Genomic DNA, 415 nt, shown 5'->3' with positions numbered 1-415 from the left:
CTCCAGCAGGCGCACGGCGAAGCCCTGGCGGGCGAGAAAAATGGCCGTGGCGAGGCCGGCAGTGCCGGCCCCCACGATTGCGATCGGTAGTCCCTTCAAGGCTGTTCTCCCTGTTCTGGCCGGGAGATTCTAACCGCCGCGAGCGCCTGCTGGCGGGAACTGCCACGCAAGCGAGGTGGTTCAGAGGAACATGCCGCCCGATGCCTCGATGCGCTGACCATTGATCCAGCGGCCGCCATCGCCGAGCAGCGCGGCGACGGCGGCGCCGATGTCATCGGGCAGGCCGGCCCGGCCCAGTGCGGTATTGCCGGCGACGAAGGCATTGAGCTCGGAGTTGTCGCGCACCGCGCCGTGACCGAAGTCGGTCTCGATGGCACCGGGAGCCAGCACGTTGGCGCTGATGCCGCGTGGGCCA

The 415-nt window shown here is 69.2% G+C and carries 2 protein-coding genes; both read right to left on the bottom strand.

What is annotated here, in order from left to right:
- Nucleotides 1–75, bottom strand: a 75-nt coding sequence (locus tag J0A65_RS28025; RefSeq protein WP_416135337.1) for an NAD(P)-binding protein, incomplete at its 3' end; no start/stop codon positions are given.
- A gap of 105 nt (nucleotides 76–180) precedes the next feature.
- On the bottom strand, nucleotides 181–415 hold a 235-nt coding region (locus J0A65_RS26035; protein WP_206597090.1), incomplete at its 5' end, for an SDR family oxidoreductase.

Source organism: Bowmanella yangjiangensis, assembly GCF_017255015.1.
GTDB classification, from domain to species: domain Bacteria; phylum Pseudomonadota; class Gammaproteobacteria; order Enterobacterales; family Alteromonadaceae; genus Bowmanella; species Bowmanella yangjiangensis.
The sequence above is the reverse complement of the archived record's forward strand: the minus strand, read 5'-3'. Positions and strand labels throughout refer to the sequence as shown.